This window comes from Enterobacter asburiae, assembly GCF_024599655.1.
Classification (GTDB): Bacteria; Pseudomonadota; Gammaproteobacteria; order Enterobacterales; family Enterobacteriaceae; genus Enterobacter; species Enterobacter asburiae_D.
Map to the genome: position 1 here is coordinate 1,460,100 of NZ_CP102247.1, position 21,240 is coordinate 1,481,339.

Genomic DNA, 21,240 nt, shown 5'->3' on the forward strand with positions numbered 1-21,240 from the left:
AGGTCACCTGCTGGAGCTGAATCCGAGCAGAAAAAATACTGTACCGGCGCCTTTCTTGGCTACTGCAGCAACTGTGCCATCGTATTGAAGCATCACTGTTGAGCTGAAGGTTATCCGGTGCTCTGGATTTTCATTTATTCCGGGGTTTATTTCTCTCGTTGATTATGTTTTTTTTAATGAATTGTTTTTTTTGTTGTGGATGTGCTGCGCATTGAATGAGTTGATAAAGGGATTGGTTAAAAAATAAAAATCTTCAGGGGTGGGCTGAGTGAAAGATGTGCATTAGTTTTGTGTGTTATGTTTTGTATTTATACGTGCAATATAACGACCGGGAATTAAGATTTCTTTTGGGTAAGGTTTTTAATATGACGCGCTAGTTGTGTCATGGTGAAAAGGGGGCGGGCAGAAATGATTATTTCTGCTTGACTGATCATTGTGTGTTGTTGTTTGCATTGCGCATGTCAGGAATTACATTGTCGTGAAAAGTAATATTTACTCGCCGCAGAATTCAGGGGCTCCCATTGGTCACTGTTGTGTTTCTGCCACGCCTGCCTTTATGAGCGTGCTTCCCCTTAAGCGCATTGCCCGCCTCTGCCTTGCTCTGAAGTTATTTACTCTCTCCGCCTCCGTGGTTAGTCCTGTGGTCATGGCTGCATCTTTCGCTACCCTGCAGACAGCTCCCGGCGGACTGATGGGGCAGCCGGCGGTCACGTATACCCTGAAGACGGGCGAGACTCCAGAGAGTGTAGCGAAAAAGTTCAGCCTGACTCTGGAGCAGTTACAGGAATTCAATCAGTTTCGCACCTTCAGCAAATCTTTTGCACAGCTGAGTGCCGGTGATGAGGTTGACGTGCCCGCTGCGAATAATGTAGCTGCTGGTGCAGGGAAGCCGGATCAGGAGTATTTGCAGACGACAACAGCAGCACAGCAACTTGGCAATATCCTTTCGGCGGACGATTCCACCCGCCAGGCTTCTTCACTGGCCCGGGAAATGGCCACGGGCGCAGTGAATCAGGAAGTGCAGAACTGGATGAACCGGTTCGGCACTGCGCGCGTGCAGGCTAGCGTGGATGACAGGGGGAGCCTGGATGGCAGTTCACTGGATTTCCTACTCCCCCTCTATGACCGTGATGACTGGCTGCTATTCACCCAGTTGGGTGCGCGCAACAAGGAAAGCCGTAACACGCTGAATCTGGGCCTGGGCGCCCGCCGTGATGTTAATATCTGGCTGCTGGGGCTGAATGTCTTTTATGACCTTGACTGGACCGGTCATAACCAGCGAATCGGGGTGGGGGGAGAAGCTTTTCGAGACCACATTAAATTCTCGGCTAACACCTACTTCCGTCTGACAGACTGGCATCAGTCCCGCGATTTTGCCGACTACAACGAGCGCCCGGCGAACGGCTTCGACGTGCGTGCCGAAGGCTGGCTGCCTGCGTATCCGCAGATCGGCGGCAGGCTGATGTACGAGCAGTACTACGGCAATGAGGTGGCGCTATTTGGTAAGGACAACCGTCAGAAAGATCCATACGCCATGACGGTGGGGGTGACGCACACACCTTTCCCTTTGCTGACCTGGGGAGCCGAGCACCGGATGGGGAAAGGTAGCACAAACGACAGCCGGGTGACGCTGAGCCTGAATGTACGTACGGGGGAATCCCTGAACAGCCACTTTGACCAGAGACTGGTAGCAGCCATGCGCACACTGTCAGGCTCGCGTCAGAGCTTTGTGGAGCGTAACAGCAACATCGTGCTGGATTACCAGAAGCAGATGCTTATCCGGCTCGGTCTGAATGACCGGGCCGGCGTGTCCGGGACGGCGGATGCCGTCACTGCACAGGTGACGGGCAAATACCTGCCTGCTACGGTGGAGTGGGATCCAGCGGCCCTGGTTGAGGCAGGCGGAACGGCTTCGCCGCCCGTAACCAACGGCCGGGTGCTGAACTTCACCTACCCGCCCTACAAACCGGGCGGAGTCAACACGTACATAGTGAGTGCTGTAGCGAAGGATGTGAAAGGGAATACCTCTCCGAGGAGCGAGAGCGTCATTACCGTCACGGGCGGTGGTGTCAGCGTAGTGAACTCCAGCCTGGCGGCGGCCCCGGCCACCATCACGGCGGACGGGAGCAGCGCCTCGGTTATCACCCTGACCCTGAAGGACACGAACGGTAATGCGGTAAGTGGCCAGACAGTGAGCTTTAACAGCAGCCTGACGGGGAGCACGACGGGTGATGTGACGGACAACGGTAACGGGACCTACACGGCGAATCTGACCGGTACGGCGGCGGGCGTAACCAGCGTGACGGCGACGGTGGGGGGGAATGCCTTCGGCGTGAGCCCGGCATCGGTGACGCTGACGGCGGATGCGAATAACCTGAGCACCACCCTGTCGACGCTGGCGGCGGCCCCGGCCACCATCACGGCGGACGGGAGCAGCGCCTCGGTTATCACCCTGACCCTGAAGGACACGAACGGTAATGCGGTAAGTGGCCAGACAGTGAGCTTTAACAGCAGCCTGACGGGGAGCACGACGGGTGATGTGACGGACAACGGTAACGGGACCTACACGGCGAATCTGACCGGTACGGCGGCGGGCGTAACCAGCGTGACGGCGACGGTGGGGGGGAATGCCTTCGGCGTGAGCCCGGCATCGGTGACGCTGACGGCGGATGCGAATAACCTGAGCACCACCCTGTCGACGCTGGCGGCGGCCCCGGCCACCATCACGGCGGACGGGAGCAGCGCCTCGGTTATCACCCTGACCCTGAAGGACACGAACGGTAATGCGGTAAGTGGCCAGACAGTGAGCTTTAACAGCAGCCTGACGGGGAGCACGACGGGTGATGTGACGGACAACGGTAACGGGACCTACACGGCGAATCTGACCGGTACGGCGGCGGGCGTAACCAGCGTGACGGCGACGGTGGGGGGGAATGCCTTCGGCGTGAGCCCGGCATCGGTGACGCTGACGGCGGATGCGAATAACCTGAGCACCACCCTGTCGACGCTGGCGGCGGCCCCGGCCACCATCACGGCGGACGGGAGCAGCGCCTCGGTTATCACCCTGACCCTGAAGGACACGAACGGTAATGCGGTAAGTGGCCAGACAGTGAGCTTTAACAGCAGCCTGACGGGGAGCACGACGGGTGATGTGACGGACAACGGTAACGGGACCTACACGGCGAATCTGACCGGTACGGCGGCGGGCGTAACCAGCGTGACGGCGACGGTGGGGGGGAATGCCTTCGGCGTGAGCCCGGCATCGGTGACGCTGACGGCGGATGCGAATAACCTGAGCACCACCCTGTCGACGCTGGCGGCGGCCCCGGCCACCATCACGGCGGACGGGAGCAGCGCCTCGGTTATCACCCTGACCCTGAAGGACACGAACGGTAATGCGGTAAGTGGCCAGACAGTGAGCTTTAACAGCAGCCTGACGGGGAGCACGACGGGTGATGTGACGGACAACGGTAACGGGACCTACACGGCGAATCTGACCGGTACGGCGGCGGGCGTAACCAGCGTGACGGCGACGGTGGGGGGGAATGCCTTCGGCGTGAGCCCGGCATCGGTGACGCTGACGGCGGATGCGCCTGTTCCAATGCCTGGTTCGACAACAATACTGGTTAACGGTGCCACTTTCGGTGTAAACGACGGCTTCCCTCGTAATGGCTTTGTCGGCGCGGAATTCCAGATTGCAGTGAGTGGCAATGCGACTAATAACAGTAGCTACGACTGGAGTGTTAAGGGAGCATCGTGGGTAGGAGTTGACAGTTCCGGGAAAGTCTCATTTAGCGGAACAGGCACATCGAATGAGGTGACTATTTTGGCGACGCCGAAAACAGGTGGTTCTCCACTCAGCTACACCTTCCGGTTGAATACTTGGTTTATTAACAATGGTTCAATCAAATTAACTGCCGCTGAAGCTGATGCCTTCTGCGCTGCTCAGCCGGGTGGATATGCCACACCGTCGTACAAGCAAATGACAAATGCACCGTCACTTAACAGCAATGGAACACGCTCAGCAACAGGCCAGTTGTGGTCTGAATGGGGCAACATGTCTGTGTATCCTAAACCATGGATTGGCAACAATTATTGGGCATCCGAGGTGTCAGGCTCTGGTCGGTACGGTGTAAACCTGAATAGCTTTGGCCGCGTCCAGTATAACACTTTGACGGTCGGCCAGTTCGTTGCTTGTTCGAAAGGGCTTTAAACTTGAATTTTTAATATTTAAATTTGATTTTTGATCTTCCCAGCCGCCTTTAAGCGGCTCGGGCTTTTTAAGAATGTATATGAGTGATATGAGGGTAAGGGAGTGTATAAACGTGAAAAGTTGGCGCTGAGTGCGCGGGAAAACATGGTGGCATTTAATCGGGAGGGGATCTTCTCTTGATGAAATCAACAGTCGTTGTTTGCGTATCTGACGATATTGTCCGGTAACGTGAAGATATTATATAAAAAAGTAAAGCGCCTTAATAACAGAATTGCCTTCTTGGCATTCACGTATCAGCTTGAATCGACGCTTCCGCTGAACAAGAAGGTCCGGACACCCGTTTCATCCTAATCCACGGCGCTCTGATGAGGTACATGCTAGGCTATGGCTACGTCCTGATGCGTCAGGCGTTCAGAATGTAAAAATGCGGAGCACGGAAGCAGCCTTAATGCTAGCCGTGGATCGGAGAGGCTGATGCAGCCGGCTCCTGAGTCATGCGTTGATGCCGACCAAGTATACGTTACACTCGCAGGCGTCACACTTACTCCAGTATGAAAACCTGTCCTCTCAGGGATGATAAGACGTTATTACAGGAAGCACCCTTTAAAGATATTGCAGGCAGCCTTATACCTTAGCCATTGTTTAAATTCAATATCGTCGCATGTAGTCAGTGCTAGTATGAGTGTGGATAAATCATTTATCTTTTTCAGCGACAGCACGGACCAACCTATGGGGGCAGGATTTTCTGTTCTGATCGAAGGTACGAACAATAGCAATATAGAGCATGGCAACGTAGCAGGTGTCGGCCTCCGGTTTGGTCTGCCCCTGGAACTGCTAACCGCAGGTCCGATGGTGAAGGCCAGATATCTCAATCCATCTAGGGGGATCGGGATGCTGCTACGGCATCCGGCGGGGCTCTGGGCTGGTCTGTCAGTCGTTCAATCCAACTTAAAGTACACGCTATTTGTATTCTCCGGAAACCCTGTTTGATGGTGCAAAAAGCTATCATGAGGCGGTGATATCGCCTACAATAATAACGATGCAAGCCGGAGAGTATCATGAACACATATATCAGTCATAAACATTTTCACCTTATTGCGGATTTAGCAAAAACAAAAAATTTCAGTGAAACCGCAAGAAAATTCCATATCGCGCAATCCAATTTAAGCAGCCTGATTGCCTCTGTCGAAGCGAGTCTGGGGACCCAAATTTTTAACCGTGACAGCCGACCAATTTCGTTGACTGAATTTGGAAAAGGACTCATGCCATATATCGAAAAAATGCTTGATTCGCAAAGTGGAATGAATACCTTTGTCGACTCTTGGCAGAATGCTTCCGTTGGTCGCATTCGCATGGCCTGCTCCGTCGGCATACAAGCCTGGCTTGTCCGCCATTTTCTGCCAGATATGCTATCCGGCGCTCCTGGGCTCAATATTACAATGCTGACGGCAAACCAGTTGGAGTACGATTATTTTAAGGGAAGCCTGTTACCCGAAAATGCTGATGTTATGGTATCTTATACTCAACCTTCAAATAAAAACCTCATCGCGATAAAGGCTTGTGTTCTAAGGTTGAATATTTATTCGACGGACGCGTTTTATCGCGATCACCCTTTTTCGTCTTTCCGTCAACTGGCAGAGCATCCGTTTATTCTCATGAATTCGCTGGGGCAAACTCAGGATGAAAATATTCTGGACATCAAAAATATACAGACGGGTGAAACTGATAGGATAACGGTTTCAGGGAGTCTTCATTTTGATAATGGCTATATTGCTGCGGAGGCCTGTCGTCAGGGGATGGGATATCTGCTTTACTCACACTTACAGGTCAGGGAGGATGATCTCCTGAAGGCACGATTGGATGAAAATCATGGGGTATTTTTACCTATTTATATTATCTATCGTCGTCAGGATAAAAACATGCAGAGAATTAAAAATGTTGTCAGCACGCTGCGGGATACCTTGGCATCCCTGGAGTATTAAATCTTGATGTTTTTTCCTCGTCTGACTTTTTCGATGCCACCCTGGAGGCTGAATGTACTCAACAGGTCTCTTATTGATATTGGTACAGGCTTATATAGGATGTTTTTCCGTTTCCCAGAGGGATCCCTAAATATTTACTTAACCCCATGTGTGTGCTAATTTAAAAGTAGTTTAACTACAAGTCGGTGACCTTGATGCGAGCGTTGAAAGAAATCGAAATAATTGTATTCCTGGATATCGTTAAGTCGGGGAGTTTCACACAAACATCGGAAAATCTTCGTATTTCGCAGGGGAATATAAGTAAAATTATTATAGCTCTTGAAAATAAATTGGGGATGCCAGTTTTTGACAGGGATACCAGGCCTGTTAGCTTGTCTCGCTTTGGTGCGGCAATTTTTCCTTATATAGAGCAACATTATTCTTCTCTCCGAACAATGTCTTCATTTGTAGATTGTTTTAAAAACTCTAATGCTGGGGTTGTGGCAATATATTCCCCGACAGCAATGCAACATTTTTTAGCGAAATATATAATTCCAAAACTATGTAATACATATCCGGATTTGTATATATCGTTAAAAACACATCACCCTTCATCTGGAGATTTTATCAATGGTGCCGTCAGGATGCCCGATGATTGTGATATTTTATTTTCTTATTTACCTCCAAAGCAAGACACCCTTGTTTCACGGAAGCTCCTTCCAGTTAAGCTCAATGTGTATGCTAATGATTTATTTTATTTCAATAATGTTTTCCATCATCCATCCGAACTTAGTGAAAAGAAGTTTATCTTAATTCATTCTGCATCAAATGGAAAACATTTAAATGATTTTGTCATAACAAATAATGATTTGAAAGAGGTTGTGGATATAACTGTGACTGGAAGTGTTATGGCAGATAACGTTTTTTCTGCGCGAGAGTTGTGTGAAAATGGTATGGGATATCTTTTTTTTCCTGATGTTTTGATAAGCCCAGGAAGTGTTATTAAACCTAGGTTACCTGAAGGGTTCGAATGTGTTATAAATCCATATTTAACATATCGAAGAAAAGAGCACCAGCCAATACGTATGCGCGATACAATAGATTTTTTATTACATGAGATCTCTTTGTATATTACTAATTTAAAATGATGGGTAGGGGGAGAAATTATGTCATAAGGAATGACCTTATATTCGTTTAATGTAGATATATTTCTCTAAATAGCTGTGTCTTATACCACTTAGTTTTTTGCCAGACCGTGTTCGCCTCTAAGGAACTGATTGATGGTTTACATAAAATGGCTGGCTTTTTCAACAGTTGCTTCATTGTGCGACATTGATGATTGCGCCTTATTGGTTTGCGAAGTTCAAGCAATAGCCGTTCCACATGTTTCACATAAAGCGAGTAAACCTGTTGGTAATGATCCTCAGCTTTGGGTCCTCCTTCAGCCAGCGCTCTGTTCCACAGTTTTGCGGGTAATATCGTTACCCTCGTTCAGCATGAAGATTTTCGCTCGTCGGCACGTCGTTTTATGCCGCTTCAGCAGGCTGATTAACAGCACTGAGGATATGTAAGTGACTTTGCCTGTTCCGCTGTACATGCTCTGACCAGATGTTATTTTTCGTTCTGACCCGGTGTCATCATGCGTTTGTTGTAGCCCGCTTGGCTGTCGTTTAGCGCCAGTTTTGGAATTAAGATATCAGCCTCATCTTCACAAAGTACCGAATGTACTGTGCTTTATTCTTCTGGTGCTTTGTGGATTGCTGCCATGTTTACATCCTTATACGCATCACGGATACGCAGAGTTGGCTCATTCCTTCGCCATATAAGCCCTTGAAGACGGCAGCTCGCGGTGAACGGGACCCTGCATGTAACTGGCAGCCGGTTATCTCATTGGTTTTATATTGATATAAATTCTGTACTCCAGCGAGAGCGCTGGTAGCTAAAATCGCCGGAACCATGTTTTACCAGTACAGATATATTCAAAAGGACAGAGATGGGCTCGTTTGACAGGTAACGATTTCAATCCTGCAACATCTGACATCCTAAACCCGTTAATCCATCGACCAACGGAAGAGTGGGTGATAAAATGTAATTAAACAACCGCGGTCACGGTCGTTCTCTGATATAGTATCAGCATGATGTTTGCCGCGCATGCTTTTTATCGTGGATTTGTTGGGACTCTTTGCGCATCGATTATCATTCTTCATCAAAAATTGCTACTATGATCGAAATCGCTCATTCCAGTTGGTGATTTGTGATGTTTGACGACTGTTCAGTTCACACATTCAGGGCTTAGGTAACTTTCAATGACCTGCTATTTGGTGAAGCTATTTAGTATAGATAAAACATTCATTTTTTAGGCGTTTTGTAAGGTATTGTAGCAGGGAACAATAATACGAGTAAGAGCCCTATACCTAACGGGAAAAAAAGATAAATAGAGTGAAGTGAAATCATGTATCCATTAATTCCACTCTCCAGGCAGATAGCTATAATAGGGAAAACCAAAAACACTAGAGATGCTTGAAATACACCCGCCTTTTTTTGTAGTGCAAAATAGCTTAATATTCCACAGACCCCTGCCACTATACCTAAATACATAACAGCTCCCAAAGATGCAGGTGAAAAACCATCAATGCTGTCATTCTCAAGCATAATCCCAGCAACCGAAAGGAGCAATCCAGCAAACAGGCAGGGCAAGGCATTAAAAGTTATCACAGAAAGAGTTGAGCACCGTTTTTTGCATTGAGTATAAATAATCGCATGCATCACCACTGCAAGCATAAGTGCAATAACACCTTCAGTATGACCTTCAACGTCTCCATTACTTTCAAATAATAAAATCCCACACAATGAAAGTAACGCCATAAGCAGGCCTGTAAGTTGCAGTAAATTGGTTCGCTGGCGTAGCAGGATTACGGATGCAACTAACACTGCTGCGGGCATGGTCGCAAAAATAATTGCTGCCAACGCAGAGCTAACGAATTGCTCACCATAAATCATTAACGTAAACGGCAGGGAAAAATAAAACAAAACAACCATGCACTGAAAAACACGCTCCCCCGGTGGAAACAATAGTGGCATTTTTGTTATACCAGCAATACACAACAATACTGGGGCTGCGCACAGAAAGCGCAGTCCTGTTGCCAATACAGGTGAGATTGATTTGACTGCAATCTGCATGGCCAACCAGGTAGTTCCCCATGTCAGTGACACCACAATAAATAATAAGATAGCAACCATATTTTTATGCATGATTTTTTGCCTTTCAATTTCCGCTATTCAGCCTCTCAACTACTATGAGGACTGTTCATTATCACAAGAGTGCGGGGGGTTAACCTAAATGTTACCAAAATGGCGATACCTGCATTCACATAATTTTTTTTGTATGGCTAATCTGATGTTGCCAAATATCCGTTGTTACTGAAATCAAAACTCCTGCAAATTAATTGCAATCAGCATTTCAATATGTACAATCAGTTGGTTTCTTCATGCCATATATCACTTATATTTATAAGTTTTTTTCTGACCAGGGGTTTCAAGTGCAGTATATAAGGTGATGCATAAAGAATGCAGTCACTCTTTTATAGAGGGCACCATGCAACTGAAAAAAACTAAGCTAACCGCAATGCAACCCCCTTCTGGCATGTGGAAAATCATTATTATCATGGCGTTAAGTTTGTGTTTGTATGATATTAGTAATGATATTTTATTGTGGGTTAACCATGTAAGCTTAAGTAAATTATATGCTTCAAATCCCCGGTGTTAAATTTATAATTGAAGTTCTTTTTATTTTCTGACATCATCAAAATGATGTCTTTGAATAAACACTCATATCTAGGTACTGATCACCGCCATTTATGGGGCTTGCCGCCAGTGTGTAGTAGCAATGTTTAGATTCTACCCCTAGCGCATTACATATCTTATCGGCCAGTTTTTGTACCGAAACCGATTGTGCAGAGGATGGCCGCTCCAAAGTGTAAAGAGCAATTCTTGCTTCAGCAATTATTTTCCCTTCAGGAATTTGATGTGATGCCTGAGCTAATGCTGGTGCAGTAATTAATAGTATAATAAAGAATTTAAAATAAATCACATTTAATCCAAAAGTTATGTTTCACATAGCGGAGTTTGAAGTGTAATAATCTGCCTTTAGAATTCAATCTTTTTATTGGAATAAGATTATTCATAAATAACACCCTAAATAGATATAACGGCTCTTATTGTATAATTGGTAAATGTCATAGTTACTATCGATAAGATATTCGTGACTGTAATACATCTCGTCGTTGCGGATTTTAAATGTTAAATCACATTCCCGGTCTTTTTTTTCTATAACTCCAGACTTATTGTCTGTCTTATTTTAGATTTGCCGACACCACAGATATCCCCGCGGTGAACGGTTACTAAAGACTGTGCGGATGCCATTCGTTAAAATGTTCGAGCACCATCGACAGATTCTGCATTGCTGTATATGCATCGGGCCTGTGACCACGCTGGTATAGCCGCGGTTCATCGTCTTCACGAAGCTCTCTGCGATGCCGTTGCTCTCCGGGCAGCGAACTGCCGTTCTTTTGGGCTCCGGTCCCGCAATCAGGCGAACCGCCTGGTTTGTCGATTTCTGTAAAGTGAGGCGTTCTCTGGCTGTCACTCAAAAGGATGAGTAGGTTGTGGTTGACCGAAGCTTCGTTCAACCACAACCAGCATCGTGTCCTGCACTGTATCGCTGTTGAAGCCGTCTTTGCCAACTTCCCAGTGCAACGCTTCATGAACGCAGCAGTCTAGGGCAAAAGTCACGAGGAATTTCTCTCTCTTATCACAGAGGAACTTGAAGCCATCTGGGCACCAACATTTTTTGCTGTCGGCAAGCGCCACTTTGCCAGTATAGGCCCGGGTAGATAGCTGCCCTCGGAGTATTCGTCCCAACAACAACACAGGCTGACACATGCTCCGGTAAATCCGCTTGGCATTGACGATCGCCAGCTCTAGTGTTTCAGACTGTCGGCGCGGTTAACGCCCAGAAATAGAGGTAGCCATAGGTTGGCAGTTCACCGATGCCGCCGTGGATCATTTCAAGCACTCTACTATCATCAGTCAGACGTTTCCGGCGACCATCCTACCAAGCATGTAGTGGCACACGCGAGACCTGGAGGCAGCAGCTGACATAGTTCAGTCGCTATCCCTGGGCAATAAGGGCGCATGTGCAATCTCTTTTTTCCGACCGGACTCCACCGCCTCTTTGAGGAGCTCGGCTTCCATAATCTTTTTGCCAAAAGGCGCCGGAACTTGCGGATATATTTATTAGCCGCAGCAAGTTCGGAGACGATTACGCCGCTTGCATCTCAAGCCCCTGCAGTCAGGTAACCGCCTTTTTACTGCCTGTGCCATTTAAAGAGCTGATTAACAATGATGCCATGCAAGCGAAAGACATGAAATACGTTCTTTCGGGGTTCCATCGTCAGCTGCATAGTGACTATTTTTTCCTTCGCCGTATGGTGTCAACGGCGCTCGGGTCCAGATAAAGCTATAACCATCTTGTTATTCTGACGGGGTTAAATAGAGTGCCAAAACTACCTTTTACTCTAAGAGAGGCGAAGTGTCTGGCGAACTATGGTGCTAATCTAGAGCCAGTCCGCACCCATGTCATTGCGGCAGTAGAAAAGAATTAAGGGCTAATCATGACAAAAATCTTTGCAATGTGATAGGAAATAACAGCGATATCATATTATGATCGCAATCACTTATAACAGTAAAGACGAGTGGGGAGGGGGGATTACGCAACGGGATATAAAATATGTATTATAAAAGACTTGAAGTATGAAGAAACTTTCCTTTTTCATCAGTGGTTATACGTAATAGGGGTATTAACTCCTTCTGTGAATAAAGTAATGATTTAAGATGAGTTAAAAGAGCGACAAAGGAGATATAGTCGCTCATTTTTAAAAGATTTTGTTGTTGTCAGGATGTTAGTTATTTATAGACAACCACGGTGCCAGAGAGCCCCCCCTCTTGTTCCTGAACGGATGAAATCACATAGTATTTTCCGCCCTTTTTATCGACTTCTTTTGCTACTTCGCTTTGTAGATCGGATGGCATTGAAAATTGCTTACCTGCAGTGTCAACGGATATTTCACCAATCTTTTCTAATTTATAATGGTTTGCTTCTTCTTGAGTAATCATTTGCGAAGCAAGGACGTTAAATGAAAACAGTCCGCCAGACATAATTAGCAAGGGAAGTATTTTTTTCATGAGTAATCCTTATACAAGTTAGTGGGTAAAGCTAATACTGAGGATATCAGATGGGAAAACTTTATCCAGATAAAATTTGTGAGCTAACGCCCGATGTTATCATTTTTGTAATACAGATTTCTGAATGCTGTGTGATTACAAGGCTCACAAAGTGCTTAAAATCACAAAACATACCAATAGTGCTCAGGAGGCATTCATGTGAGCTACACAATAAACTGCGATTAAGAGAAATATCATCAATCAGCATATCGCTACCTGAGGGTTGTTATTTCTGGTGATTTAACGATATCAAACGGGGTAATGCGCTGCCAGACGCTTTCTAGCGCACCTTTATGCCTGCGAATACTGATTTTCTCGTTATCTGGAGATAAAGCATATTGTTCAAAACACACACTGATGCTGCAAAAACGGCAGCGTGAACCACATTGGCAAAATTATAGGTGAGTAGGGGGGTAATGCAAATTTGCTGGATCACGAAAAGGCCGGAGAGATGGAGATAGTCGCGTTTATAAACATGGAGCGCGTCAATAGCGCCCCTGATGTGTGTATGGATTAAACCTTTTTAAGTCCTTTCCACATGCGGCCTGCGGACTCTGTTACTAAAACCCTGGAGCCGGATTTGATACCCGTCGCAACTTGATAGGCTTTATCGAGCACAGTCCTAATGGTTTCTGTTTCAGATTTGAACTCATATTCCGCATCAGGTAAGTGATAAACGATACCTTCGCTGCTTTCGATGGTCTTTGAAAAACCGGCTGTCATCATTTTTTTATGCAAGTCGTCGTAATCTCCCGATGCCGGATCGTTAAGCTCTACGCGTACTGTATAAATTTTCATTCTAAATCCCTTTGAGATTGTGGAATTAAAAATTTACCATTTTTCTTCGTCTGTGAAAAGCAGGTAGTTCTGACCGTCTGGCAGGGAGTGCAAAACAGGCGTATACCTTCTCGGAAATCCCTTTGTGGAACGGAATAATTATATTCCAATCAATCAATGGTGTTGTGTGATAATTATGGTTATCGTCTTTGACGGGGATTTTATCCTACATGCCTGTGCTGAAAATGAATGTTATTTAACCTGTTGTCGGGGGGGTGGCCCGCAATATATGCTTAGGTATTTTTATTGTGGGCTTTTTTTTTCGAGTCTCATGTTAGCGCCAGTCTGGCACGGGTATTATCGTCCCAAAGCGTTCCTGTGTCTTTCAGGTGCTAACATGAGACCTGAAGTAATTATATGTAAAACTTTATACCGGCCCCGTGCCGGTTTTTTATTGCACCTACATCTGCGCGGCTTTTTTATTTTAGGTATAAAATCCAATGAATATAAAACTCCTGCTTGCAAATCTGCTGGCGGGCCCCACTGTGCTCTATACCTCTTCTGCGCTCTCAATCACGCGCTCCGCGGACAAGAACGACCAGAGCCTCATTAATGCTGAGGTTCAGCCGGACAGTATAGTGGCGCTTACCAGCCCACATGGCTCAGTTTGCATCGATACCAGTCCGTGCTAATGCCAGACCTGCAAAGGGATGTGAGATGAAAACGCTAATGCTTAGTCTGGAGTGGTTATGGAGTGGTTAGGTATGCTGACTGGCTGCGCTTGTAGCGTTACGTTGGCGTACAAATCACTTCTGCGCCTGAAATGGACAATACCCGCGTACTGGTGGTTGGCAAGGCAGTGACGGGATGTAAGATTAAGAAGCAGGCTTGCTAACCTAGTGTAAGACTACGCACATTAACTAATGTGCCCATCATAATTCTAATTAAATCATAATAATATCGCAGGAATAACAAGTATTGGTGCAACTGCTGGTAGTGATTGTGGCGGCAGCGTGTATGACTGATTGTTCAGGCAAATAGACTCCGGCGGCCGGCCGATTTCGCAAGATGTGGCGGGAATTCTGGATGATGAGAAGTTGGTTGTCCAGTCAGAAAGCAGGCCTGCCTTCTGTTCGTATGGCTTTTCCATAAATATCCACCCAGCGACGACAGAAATAAGCGTGGTATTTATCATGAAATAACTGAAGAAGTTAGGGGGGCGTATAAGAGAGTGTGTGATTCGGGTCTGTCTTTTGTATGCCCCGGCTTGCAGAACTTCTGACTGAAACTTCCGGGCGTGCATGCCGTAATTATCTGACATATGCATCCTCTACTTCGAGGGGGCTGTTCTTACTCAGCATCAAATGCTTCATCAGAACACGAGTTTGATATCAGTCTTCGTTAAAATTGCAGACGTCATGGTGCTGAGTGGTATGCGGGAGGAGGGCAGGCAGGAGCTGTGCTCAGAATAATGCAGGGTTCTGGATCTCGGGGAAACATGAGTATACTAATCGCAATCCAGTATCAGTAAAATTCTCTCCAGGTAGGTGATTGCATCACCGTTATCGAAAATCAGGCTCATCCAAATAAACAGGAGGGAGCCGAGTGTCACAAGAGCTAAGTAACTAAGCGTCATTGATATTTAGAAAAATCCCCGGTGAAAGATCAGGTAAAATGTATAGGGAAGCACATGGTGTTTCCTAATTAACCGATTTTAAATGGGCTGAGTAGGATGGATATATTCTGTTAAGCATCCCCTATCGCTAATCATTATCGCGTTCATGATTAGCGATAGCGTCGTTCATTATTTTTGTGATCGATGCAAGAACTATAAAGATAAAAAAGCAAAATAATAAAATTAAATCCATGTAGTTGAAGTCCATAAAAATCTCACAAATGTTAAGTGATGGTTAATTATGTCATCATTTGCTCTCGGTTCCTAACCCTAAATACAGAATGCTTTTATTCATGTCGTGGGTAACAGTGCTTTCTGAACAGACCTGTAAACGGATGGCACTTATAGGTATACAAGGAAAACTATGTCAGGAATTGAGAGTTGCTCCTGAATTTAAATCATTTCATTTTTCATTATGTATCTTGGGTTAATTAATCTATATGCACACCGCAGAGTGAGGAGATGTTAAGATGAAATTAAGTAATCGACCGGTCCTGTCTCCTCGCTGTGGTTCCATGAGTGCGCATTATGAGATTGTACGCCTTTCTGCTATAAGGGATATGCCGCTGGAGTCTGAAATAGTGGTGGAATGGAGTTAATTACTGAAAGTTCATAAAAAAAGGCCTTCTGCCTGATGTGTCATAAGGCAATCGCTCTTTTTGAAGAAGACACCTTGAAAAAGAGCATATAGATAAAGGTATAGCTGCCAGTTGCTTTCTGGTGCTTGCAAGTTGCCGCTGCCCATCGCATGCCCCACCGGCTGAAGTAGAAAAAGCGTATTTGTTTTGGCTCTTACTAAGCTCCGCACGTGAACCAGCCAGTGTAAGCCCTTTAGACGCGCAGAAAGCCACAGCATCAGCCACTAGGTCCATTTGTCCGTTTGTTTCATACCACTTTGTCAACGTAAAGGTCCATCTAAATCCTGGCAGCCCATACCAGGAAAAAGGGAACTGCCAGACAATCACATCGGCCCAGAACAGGCTTTCCTGCTCCGCAGCGATATTGAATTTGTCGTCCGGATATAGCCAGTCCAGACGACAAATCTTAGCATCGGGAAGGGGGCCGTTAATGCGATGGAACCCTAAAAATCATGTAACTATCAAATGTTCTTTTTACATACACCAGGGTTGAAAGAAGAATCATACTGGTGCCCCCCACTAGTATAAATATAACCATCAGTTAACCTGATTGTAATATGTGTCGTAGAGGTATTGGCATAATTACTCCAGTAACTACCTGCTCTAAATTCACTTCCAGAATAAGCGGTGACATCTCCCCACTCTCCCCACAAAGAACCTAGTTGTCTTGTATCTAAACCAGATGACATCTCCTCTCGCGAGGGTATGCTACTTCCTTGAGAAATACAGTAATTATCTGTATCGGGCCAAGTACGATTTGTAGAGCCAGCATCAGAAAACCACTTCCCAACAGTGAATGTATACGCATAGGGCATCCCTGCAATACCCGATTTCGGCGTCGCCGTGACCGTGACCGTTTTCGAGCTGCTTGTCGCCGATTCAGTAAACGTCACATTACCACTGCCATCCACGCTCACCCATTCCTGATCATCGCTCCAGATATAATCATCCGCGTTACCCGTATTACCTGTAGATGTGGTTGAGGCTGGCTGCACCCTGAATGTTGCCTGAGCAAACCCTGTGCTCGGGAAACCGCTGTTCAGGGCAAAATTATGACCATTAACGACCACATTACCTGGCATCGTGATAGCTGCACCCATCGTAAAAATAGTATTCACATTCTGAGTGCTGCCGTTAATGCTCGCCACCACGTTACTGGTCCCGGCCGTTCTACTGGTCAGGCTCATCGTGACCGTGCCATCCGCTCCGGTGGTACCGGTGGCTGCCATGGTCGCACCGTTATCCGCGCTGAAGCTCACGGCCTCACCGGCCAGCGAGTTACCGAACGCGTCCGTCACCGTTGCCTTCACGCTGTTGGTTGCCGTGCCGTCGTTCACGACATTATTGGTCACCACCATCAGATTGCCACCGGTAATCTGTGCCGTAGCAGGATTTCCCGTCATGGTGACCACCACCGGTGTAACCGCCAGGGCGCTGCCGTTCACGTTCGCGGTGATGTTTGCCGCCCCCGCAGTCGTCCCCCTCAGCGCCGCCGTGTAGGTCCCGTCCTGGTTATCCGCCACGCTACTTAAGGTAGTGCCCGCCAGGCTGCTGGTCAGGGATACACGCATGCCCGGCTGTGGGTTACCGCTGCCATCTTTCAGGCTCAGGGTCACCAGCGAGGTCGCCATACCGTTCGCCACAATCGTGGCTGGCGAGGCTGTCATTGCAGACTGTGCAGCATCCGGCATGTTTGCCGCAGCAGTCAGGGTAATCGCCCGGCGCAGCGACGTGGCATGCACGTCATTAATCACCGGCTCTACAGTTCCCTGTCCGGCCACTGTACCGGTCAGCGAGGCGGTATACGTCCCCGGAACGCTCTCGTTCACTGCTGACAACGTGGTATTTTCCACACCACTTACCTCAAAACTGACATTTTTCAGCCCGCTCATCGGCCGGCCCTGAGCGTCAGTGGCCTTCAGCACAAGCTGGCTGCTGTCCTGGCCGTCCGCCCGGATCACTGCCGGAGACAGCAGCAGGGATGAGCGGTTTTCCGCAAATTCCCATGCCGCGAAGGTTATGCCCGTCTGCTGACTCTGCCCTTTGAACGTCGCGCTCACCGTGGCTGCGCCCGGAACCACAGACGTAATGTCCAGACGGGCATATCCCTGCTTATCCGTGACAACGTCTTTCGTCTGTTTGCTGCCATCCGACAACGTGACGTCCATGCGAACCGTCTGATCCGGAAGCGGCTTACTGTTACCGTCCATCAGCGACGAAGTCACCGTTACCGGTGTCACACCATCGGCCGGTGCATTATCATTCTCCACCTGCATCTCTCCCTGGAATCCCGCTGACGGCGGAAGTACTTCAACCACCAGGGTCTGAGCATCACTCCGGTTGCCCTGTTTGTCTTCAGCAACCGCTTTCAGGTGATAGATGTTGGATGCCGGCGATACCGCCTGTGTCCGGGCTGCCACACGGGATTCCGCCTGATATTCAGGCAGAGTCAGGGAGAAGCGAGTGTCGCTGAGTGTACGAAATTCCCCGCCTGCCGCCAGAAACGCTGCATTATCCCAGGTCACTGACTCTGTCGGATACTTACTGTTCACCAGAACCGCAACGTTGTGTACTGAGCCCGGCTCACCGCGGATGCTCTCCTGGCTCATCTTCATACTGATAAGCTCCTGCTTGCGGTACTCCAGAACAATGTTGTTATTGCGATCCACAATGCTGTGGCGGTTTTCACTCAGCTTACGCATTTCCCCTGCGCCGTCAGGATGTATCTGAGACTGCCATGACTTGTCCGGCCTCCAGGTCAGCTGAAGGTTGACACTGGTCTCACTCATCTGACCTTTTCCCGTCCGCTGGTCAATGCCCAGCGTCATCAGCGGAAACGGCGTCCAGTTAATTCCGGTCGTGACGGCATATGCATTCTTCTGGCGCTCATCTTTACCAAACAGTGCCACCTCATCACCAAAATACTGCTCATAAATCACTTTGCCGCCCAGCTGCGGCAGCGCCGGCAGCCAGCCATTCAGTCGGATATCAAACCCGTCAGCCGGACGCTCGTCATAATCATCAAAGTCCCGCGACTGGTGCCAGCCCGTCAGACCGAAGTAGCCATTGGCAGAGAGCTGCAAATAATCCCGCCACAGCTCAGCTCCCATGCTGACCCGGCGGTTATTCCCGGTCAGGTCTTCGTCATAAAAGCCGTTCGTCCCGTACATCCACTCTCCGTTGAACCAGCGCATCCCCAGCCCCAGGTTAACGGTATTACGGTCATCACGGTTACGCGCACCAATCTGAGTGAACAGCACATTATCCGGGGTCTCATACAACGGCACCAGCCAGTCAATGCTGCTGTTTTCCAGTGAGAAATCCTCGTTCAGGCTCAGCTGGGCCTCCACGGTACCGAACTGTCCCAGCCACTGCTGTACAGCATCATTCGCTGTCCCCGTCACAGCCTGGCGTGCCGCGCCGGCTACTGCGGCTGTTTTGTTCTCATTCTGCAGCAGGCCAATAGCACGACTGAGTCCGCCAGCTCGCCTGGCGTCCATCTCATCTTCGGTCTTCGTCTCCGGCGGGGGAGGGGTTCCCTTCCCGTTAGCCGGGCGTGGTGCAGGAATATCAATTTCATCCCCGGCACTCAGGCGTTCAAATGGTTTACTGAAGGTACGGAACTGGTTGTATTTACGCAGTTGTTCCACAGTCAGCCCCAGACGTTCAGCGACCAGCACTGTCGTCTCGCCATCAGTCAATATATAGGAACGTGAAGGAGCAGAAAGTTGCATCTCCAGCCACTGTTTCTGTGCAGTCGACGACGCATCCGCTCCCATTGAAGTCACTGAGGCGACAACGGGCGCGGATACCGAAAATAACTGTGCGAACAGACAAAACCAGGCCGTGCGCCGAAGAAAGAGCCCGGGAGCTAGTGTGTTTTTTTGCATGACATATTACCTGAAGGGAAAATTACCTGAGTCGTGGGGAAGGGGAGTAAAATAAGGTGTACGAAAATCAAAAAAATAAGCTTAGTGCTTAAGGGGAGCATTAATTAATTGTTTTTTTGATTTACACGAAACGCACAGGGCATTACCCTGGAATACAACAGACAACCCCTAATCCGTATAAGTTAAATAAACATAATCATTAAGCGGATTTTATATGAGGGGGGATATTAATGATATGTTTTCTGTTTATATATTAATATATAAACATATAAATACATGCCCTCACTTCAGAAGTGCTTCACGACAGTTGGACAGTCATTTGACAGGCGGACTGCCCCCACTCCGGTAGGCGATCCCGCCCTATAAGCGTATCCATACGAAGCATGGCCAGATAGCTACGGTTTGCAACGATCCTACCGAGTACACGGACCGCTCGCTGAGCTGGCAAATTCGGACCGATTTCTTCGCCGACACCTCCCGGTTAAAGTCATCAACGACATTCAACGTGCGCAAACGGCGGTCACATACCATGATAGCAGCCATATATTTCAGACTGGCGATACAGTGGGCATACTCTGCATACTTAGAGTTCATTAGGCGGGCCAGCAGCCCCGGTCCTGCTATAGCCTGCTCGATGGGGCGAGAAGACCTGCGCGATGGCATCGCACTGAGTACAGGCGTGTCTTATACGTGCAGTCAGTATAAGCTGGAAGGCGATGCGCATCTGTTCCAGCTGTTCGGAGACATCCTTATCCTGATTACTCAGCAAGCCGCCATACTCCAGGCTTCGGAGTACTATGGGTAACAGCCGTTTTTCATCGCGGGCGAATGATTCCGGGAACGGTTTGCAGGTTTGGGTCTGGCGCAACGTGCGCTGCGTGGCCGGGTCGTTAACACTATCTGTAAGGGTATCGCTTTCTTTCTGAGTAACCTTTGGGTCAGCTTCCATCTGCGCGATACGATGGAATACTTTCTCGAAACGACTGCTGAAATTCATCCTACGGAGCTTGTCCATCTGTGCCTATAGATGTTCTCTTTCGCGTTCACGATCGGCAGGTATTTCCAGTATGGCACGGTTCAGCGCTTCCTGTTCGTTTGGTCAGCAGGCACAGCCCGTCTCCAGTAGACCACAGCAGTTTGACCTGGCAGCCGCTGCGCCCCGGAAGATGAAGACATGACCTGACATCGGATCGTCCTTCTATGCTGCCCGTACCTTTGCAGCTAGGCCGTTGAAGCCATTTCTCATATCGGTGATACCACTAGCCAGATTTTACTCCCGGAATGTATCGTAAGAAGTGTTAATCAAGATTATCCGTGGCGATTCACCTTTGCACTTTCACTTAAGCGCATACTTTCATTCCGTTACTTTTCTTTTTATCTCTTCAGGCTCGGTGATATCCTCCAATATCCACGAGTCAAGAGAAAAAAATCACATGCCTAACTTCATGGTACGTATCGAACTGCAAGATGTGAATCCAGACTACAGGAAGCTCCACGAGCTAATGACAAAGCTTCAATACTCAGACGAATACCTTCAATATCCTTCGAAATACAAATTGCCAGAAGCTCAATATATAAAACCATCCAGATCGCCAATGCTTAGCCCTGGTAGATTCGCTGAGGAGTGCGAAATCCACAAAGAGGTCAATAGAATTAGCGAAGCGCTGAAATTACAATTCAAAAAATTCAACATTCTTATGACCACCTTTGATAACCTCAACACGAACTACCTGACCCGAGTCAGCTACTCACCGTTCTCATAAATCAGCGGGAGAAGAGATAATTTCTCTGGACAAGATAAGAA

8 protein-coding genes and 5 pseudogenes are annotated in these 21,240 nt (G+C 47.9%); 3 read left to right on the top strand and 10 right to left on the bottom strand.

Annotated elements, in window-relative coordinates; genetic code table 11:
• Positions 1-646 precede the first annotated feature (646 nt).
• From NQ230_RS07000 to NQ230_RS07010, 3 genes are all read left to right on the top strand, one after another.
• The gene (locus NQ230_RS07000) at positions 647-4,213 is read left to right on the top strand and encodes an invasin domain 3-containing protein (RefSeq protein WP_257260580.1); all 3,567 of its coding nucleotides are present in this window, start codon (positions 647-649) and stop codon (positions 4,211-4,213) included.
• Positions 4,214-5,271: 1,058 nt separating this feature from the next.
• Positions 5,272-6,195 carry a LysR family transcriptional regulator gene (locus NQ230_RS07005; protein ID WP_257260581.1) on the top strand — a complete coding sequence of 308 codons (924 nt, stop codon included), beginning with the start codon at positions 5,272-5,274 and terminating at the stop codon, positions 6,193-6,195.
• Positions 6,196-6,389: 194 nt separating this feature from the next.
• Positions 6,390-7,322, top strand: coding sequence for a LysR family transcriptional regulator (locus tag NQ230_RS07010; protein WP_257260582.1), 933 nt, complete (start codon positions 6,390-6,392; stop codon positions 7,320-7,322).
• A 1,201-nt stretch (positions 7,323-8,523) separates the two neighbouring features.
• Here the strand turns inward: NQ230_RS07010 and NQ230_RS07020 are convergent.
• The 10 genes and pseudogenes from NQ230_RS07020 to tnpB form a co-directional block, all read right to left on the bottom strand.
• A complete protein-coding gene (locus NQ230_RS07020) occupies positions 8,524-9,426 on the bottom strand; it encodes a DMT family transporter (RefSeq protein WP_257260583.1) in 903 nt (300 codons plus the stop codon).
• Positions 9,427-9,976: 550 nt separating this feature from the next.
• Positions 9,977-10,264: a hypothetical protein gene (locus NQ230_RS07025; protein ID WP_257260584.1), complete on the bottom strand. Its 288-nt coding sequence runs from the start codon at positions 10,262-10,264 to the stop codon at positions 9,977-9,979.
• A gap of 267 nt (positions 10,265-10,531) precedes the next feature.
• Positions 10,532-11,645: pseudogene (locus NQ230_RS07030) on the bottom strand (integrase core domain-containing protein).
• 493 nt (positions 11,646-12,138) lie between these two features.
• Entirely contained in the window at positions 12,139-12,417 is a 279-nt protein-coding gene (locus NQ230_RS07035) for a YdgH/BhsA/McbA family protein (RefSeq protein WP_257260585.1), read from the bottom strand.
• 552 nt (positions 12,418-12,969) lie between these two features.
• Positions 12,970-13,254 (bottom strand): DUF2622 domain-containing protein, encoded by a 285-nt coding sequence (locus NQ230_RS07040; protein ID WP_257260586.1) that lies wholly within the window; start codon positions 13,252-13,254, stop codon positions 12,970-12,972.
• Positions 13,255-15,828: 2,574 nt separating this feature from the next.
• A pseudogene (locus NQ230_RS07045) lies at positions 15,829-15,966 on the bottom strand (NAD(P)H-dependent oxidoreductase); the annotation flags it as partial.
• A 41-nt stretch (positions 15,967-16,007) separates the two neighbouring features.
• Positions 16,008-19,280, bottom strand: a complete 3,273-nt coding sequence (locus tag NQ230_RS07050) for an inverse autotransporter beta domain-containing protein (RefSeq protein WP_257260587.1) — start codon at positions 19,278-19,280, stop codon at positions 16,008-16,010.
• A 526-nt stretch (positions 19,281-19,806) separates the two neighbouring features.
• A pseudogene (locus NQ230_RS07055) lies at positions 19,807-19,961 on the bottom strand (IS3 family transposase); the annotation flags it as partial.
• Positions 19,962-19,974: 13 nt separating this feature from the next.
• Positions 19,975-20,529: pseudogene (locus tag NQ230_RS07060) on the bottom strand (IS66 family transposase); the annotation flags it as partial.
• Positions 20,528-20,723 (bottom strand): annotated as a pseudogene (tnpB, locus tag NQ230_RS07065) (IS66 family insertion sequence element accessory protein TnpB); the annotation flags it as partial. The pseudogenes tnpB and NQ230_RS07060, both read right to left, overlap by 2 nt.
• Positions 20,724-21,240: the final 517 nt, after the last annotated feature.

What these genes read in the sequence shown, in the direction of transcription:
- NQ230_RS07035 (WP_257260585.1), bottom strand. Translation starts at nt 12,417, where the DNA reads ATGAAAAAAATACTTCCCTTGCTAATTATGTCTGGCGGACTGTTTTCA.
- NQ230_RS07005 (WP_257260581.1), top strand. Translation starts at nt 5,272, where the DNA reads ATGAACACATATATCAGTCATAAACATTTTCACCTTATTGCGGATTTA.
- NQ230_RS07050 (WP_257260587.1), bottom strand. Translation starts at nt 19,280, where the DNA reads ATGCAACTTTCTGCTCCTTCACGTTCCTATATATTGACTGATGGCGAG.
- NQ230_RS07040 (WP_257260586.1), bottom strand. Translation starts at nt 13,254, where the DNA reads ATGAAAATTTATACAGTACGCGTAGAGCTTAACGATCCGGCATCGGGA.
- NQ230_RS07020 (WP_257260583.1), bottom strand. Translation starts at nt 9,426, where the DNA reads ATGCATAAAAATATGGTTGCTATCTTATTATTTATTGTGGTGTCACTG.
- NQ230_RS07010 (WP_257260582.1), top strand. Translation starts at nt 6,390, where the DNA reads ATGCGAGCGTTGAAAGAAATCGAAATAATTGTATTCCTGGATATCGTT.
- NQ230_RS07000 (WP_257260580.1), top strand. Translation starts at nt 647, where the DNA reads ATGGCTGCATCTTTCGCTACCCTGCAGACAGCTCCCGGCGGACTGATG.